Annotated in this window: 6 protein-coding genes; 4 read left to right on the top strand and 2 right to left on the bottom strand. The window is 43.7% G+C overall.

From position 1 onward, the window contains the following. The first annotated feature begins 414 nt into the window (after positions 1-414). From psbA to F6K37_RS34755, 4 genes are all read left to right on the top strand, one after another. On the top strand, positions 415-1494 hold the full coding sequence (psbA, locus tag F6K37_RS34770; RefSeq protein WP_008185538.1) for a photosystem II q(b) protein: 1080 nt from the start codon (positions 415-417) through the stop codon (positions 1492-1494). A 343-nt stretch (positions 1495-1837) separates the two neighbouring features. Next, positions 1838-2023 carry a hypothetical protein gene (locus tag F6K37_RS34765; protein ID WP_008185541.1) on the top strand — a complete coding sequence of 62 codons (186 nt, stop codon included), beginning with the start codon at positions 1838-1840 and terminating at the stop codon, positions 2021-2023. Positions 2024-2025: 2 nt separating this feature from the next. Then, entirely contained in the window at positions 2026-2286 is a 261-nt protein-coding gene (locus F6K37_RS34760) for a hypothetical protein (protein ID WP_008185542.1), read from the top strand. Positions 2287-2294: 8 nt separating this feature from the next. After that, complete coding sequence (locus tag F6K37_RS34755; protein ID WP_154659826.1) at positions 2295-2471, top strand: hypothetical protein; 177 nt, start codon at positions 2295-2297, stop codon at positions 2469-2471. Between the two features lie 260 nt (positions 2472-2731). On the opposite strand, the gene F6K37_RS34750 is transcribed toward F6K37_RS34755, so the two are convergent. Together F6K37_RS34750 and F6K37_RS34745 are read right to left on the bottom strand one after the other, a co-directional pair. Further along, positions 2732-2995 carry a four helix bundle protein gene (locus F6K37_RS34750; protein ID WP_008185548.1) on the bottom strand — a complete coding sequence of 88 codons (264 nt, stop codon included), beginning with the start codon at positions 2993-2995 and terminating at the stop codon, positions 2732-2734. Positions 2996-3062: 67 nt separating this feature from the next. After that, positions 3063-3687, bottom strand: a 625-nt coding sequence (locus F6K37_RS34745; protein ID WP_287255381.1) for a formylglycine-generating enzyme family protein, incomplete at its 5' end; no start/stop codon positions are given.

Genomic DNA, 3687 nt, shown 5'->3' with positions numbered 1-3687 from the left:
TCTGCCCACCCTACGATTCATCTAGGATTAATCCCTAGGATTAATCAAAATTGTCCCAGATATCAGTAAATATTGACAAAAGCAATCACTACTATCTTTGTTAAGCAATGTTAAGCTAATATAGCAGTGGTTCAAACGGATTAACCAAGCTGGCCATAACCTGGCTAAGCCATGCCTAGCCTAGGATTCATCCCTCTGATTCATCCCTCTGATTCATCACCATTGTGGGAGCTATCAGTCATCTTTCAAGAAAGCGATCGCCATTTTTTTATTAAGCAAAGTTAACTAGTTTTAAATAAAGTTACGATTAAACCTGGAAAATGTATTTATCTTCAGGATTGTATTAGGATAAATACAGACAGGCGAAACAAGCCTTCTGAACCTAGATAATCTAATAAACGCAATCATCCGAACATGACTACCACATTAAACCAGCGTAACGCTAACGTGTGGGACCGGTTCTGCGATTGGATCACTTCCACCAACAACCGCCTCTATGTAGGCTGGTTCGGTGTACTGATGATCCCTACATTGCTAACCGCTACCATCTGCTTCATCATCGCCTTCATCGCTGCTCCCCCTGTGGACATTGATGGCATCCGCGAGCCTGTTGCTGGCTCTTTGATTTATGGCAACAACATCATCTCTGGTGCTGTTGTTCCTTCTTCTAACGCCATTGGCTTGCACTTCTACCCCATCTGGGAAGCAGCTTCCTTAGATGAGTGGCTCTACAATGGTGGTCCTTACCAGCTAATCGTCTTCCACTTCCTTGTTGGTATCTTCACCTACATGGGTCGTCAGTGGGAGCTGAGCTACCGTCTAGGCATGCGTCCTTGGATCTGCGTTGCTTACAGCGCTCCCTTGGCTGCTGCTACTTCTGTGTTCCTAATCTACCCCATTGGACAAGGTTCCTTCTCCGATGGTATGCCTTTGGGAATCAGCGGTACCTTCAACTTCATGTTCGTGTTCCAAGCTGAGCACAACATTCTTATGCACCCCTTCCACATGCTGGGTGTAGCTGGCGTATTCGGCGGTTCGCTGTTTAGTGCTATGCACGGTTCTTTGGTGACCTCCTCCTTAGTGCGTGAGACCACCGAAACCGAGTCTCAGAACTATGGTTACAAGTTCGGACAAGAGGAAGAAACTTACAATATCGTTGCAGCTCACGGCTACTTCGGTCGTTTGATCTTCCAATATGCGTCCTTCAACAACAGCCGTGCCTTGCACTTCTTCTTAGGTGCTTGGCCTGTAGTAGGCATCTGGTTTACCGCTTTGGGCATCAGCACCATGGCGTTCAACCTGAATGGCTTCAACTTCAACCAGAGCATCATTGACTCACAAGGTCATGTAATCAGCACCTGGGCTGATGTTCTTAACCGGGCTAACCTAGGTTTCGAGGTAATGCACGAGCGTAACGCTCACAACTTCCCTCTAGACCTAGCTGCTGGTGAAGCTACTCCTGTTGCTTTAACTGCTCCAGTTATCAACGGCTAATCTAAACTTGGCTTAATTGGCTGAGTTTGAAAGAAGCGCTCTCCGTTTGGGGAGCGCTTTTTTGTTTGTATATAACGGGAATTTAGAATTTAGAATTTAGAATTTAGAATTTAGAAGTCCAGTAGGGTGCGTTAGGGGCGGGCTTGCCCTAATTTTAAGCCTCTTTGCGCCTGGTTGAAATAGCCCGCCCCGTAACGCACCAGCAGGTCAAACCGCAAAAATGAGATCTACCAATTCATTCACCCTACAAGATAAAAAGTATGGGTAGGTAAAATATAAAGGTGGTGAAGACACCATCCCGATAAGATACTGGTGCAAGTCTGTGGGTGCATCTATAAACTTTATGGGAAAGAAAAACCACAAAAAGGCAATTCGTAGCTTGAATCAGCGTATTGCTGAACACCAAGAAAAGATTAAACTAGAGTATGAAAAGGACTTTCCAGATCAAGGTTTAATAAGGCATTGGGAAACTGAGATTCGTGCCTTTGAGAAGGGCATTCAGCAAGCACTAAAACGATTGGGTAAATAATTATGCAGATTCGCGACCGCTCCCTTCCTATTACGAGCAATACTCTCAAAACATTAATTACAGAATTAGGCTCAGAATGCCAAACCGTTACCGCTTTAATTCATCAACTTCAGTCACCTCACCTCAGTGCTAGACAACAAGCGGAAATTTTGGCAGAATTGCTGGCTGCTGCAATTCATTTGAATGTTCATTGTGGCGAGGAATTTCAGACGCTAATTGCCAAGGAGATGGAAAAATTACCGGATGATGATGAAGAGGAGTAGATCGGGATGTGAAGTCAGAAGTTTCTATCAAGTCAGAAGTCAGAAGTCAGAAGTCAGAAGTGTTTATTAAGTCAGAAGTCAGAAGTTGGGTAGGGTGTGTTAGGGACGGGCTCGCCCTGATTTTATCGGTAGCCAGTATTGAGACAGTCCGTCCCGTAACGCACCATCAGGTCAAACAGCTTTAATGAAGTCAGAAGTTTTTATTAAGTCAGAAGTCAGAAGTTTTTATCAAGTCAGAAGTCAGAAGTTTGAAGTCAGAAGTTTTTATTAAGTCAGAAGTTAGAAGTTTCTATCAAGTCAGAAGTCAGAAGTCAGAAGTCAGAAGTTTGAAGTTTTTAGAAAGTTTGAAGTCTATTCTTTGAGTTTTTTGACGGTGGTGACTAGGATTTTAATAATTTCCTCGGTTTCTTGGATTAGTGCTTTGAACTTTTCTAATGATACCAGTTCAGCTTCTATCAGAACCTAAGCGCCAGTATTTTGTTTCTCTTGCTTCTTTGAGAGCAATTTGATATTTACTGATAAAATCTCTTCGGGATTGGGCTGACTGAGCTTCACTACAATTAGCTCCGATAGAAGTTCCTGACCTTAATAACTGATTCGCTAAGGTTCTAGGAACTTTAGATTCTTCTTCTAACCAAACCCAAGCTTTGACTATTCTAACCGCAAACTTCTTTGTTCTGTCCTGAATTGAAACTTGTTGATAACTCAAATTATTTATTCAAACTTCTGACTTCTGACTTGGCCTTTGGCCACGCTACGCGAACAAACTTCTGACTTCATCCAGCGCACACTACACGAAAACCATAAAGGCTGAAGCGGTAGCCGCGCCTAAGGACGCTGAGGCGAATCGCAGAACGGCAGTTATAAGGATGGTCGTTCCAGGAGCCGCCCCGCAGCGCTGAATTTGAAATATTTTCATCATTTTTAGCTGAATATGACGAATTTTCAGCATTGACATTTTCTGCTTCATTACCATCAATCCAAGCACTGCCATCTGTGGGCGCACCTTTGTAGTTATCATGCCAATCATCAGCGCACCATTCCCAAACATTGCCGTGCATATCACTGAGTCCAAAAGAGTTGACGACTTTAAAATATTCTACTGGTGTTGTTTCCTGACGGTATTCTCCTTTTGGCCCTCTACCATAAGCTCCTGACCATCTAGAGTCTTTATCATCGGTTCCGCGATAATTAGCCAAAGCTGTTGTAATGGTTTCTCCGAAGTGGAATGGGGGATAGGATTCTCCGTTTTCCAGGTTCAGAGGTTCTGTAAACCCTCGACAGGCATATTCCCATTGGGCTTCAGAAGGTAGTCTATAATCCCTTCCTGTTAGCTTAGAAAGGCGGTCACAGAACTCTACTGCATCATACCAATTGACTTGTTCAACAGGTCTTTGCCAT

Source organism: Moorena sp. SIO4E2, from assembly GCF_010671945.1.
Classification (GTDB): domain Bacteria; phylum Cyanobacteriota; class Cyanobacteriia; order Cyanobacteriales; family Coleofasciculaceae; genus Moorena; species Moorena producens.
Note: the sequence above shows the minus strand (reverse complement) of the source record. Positions and strands in the feature narration are given on the sequence as shown.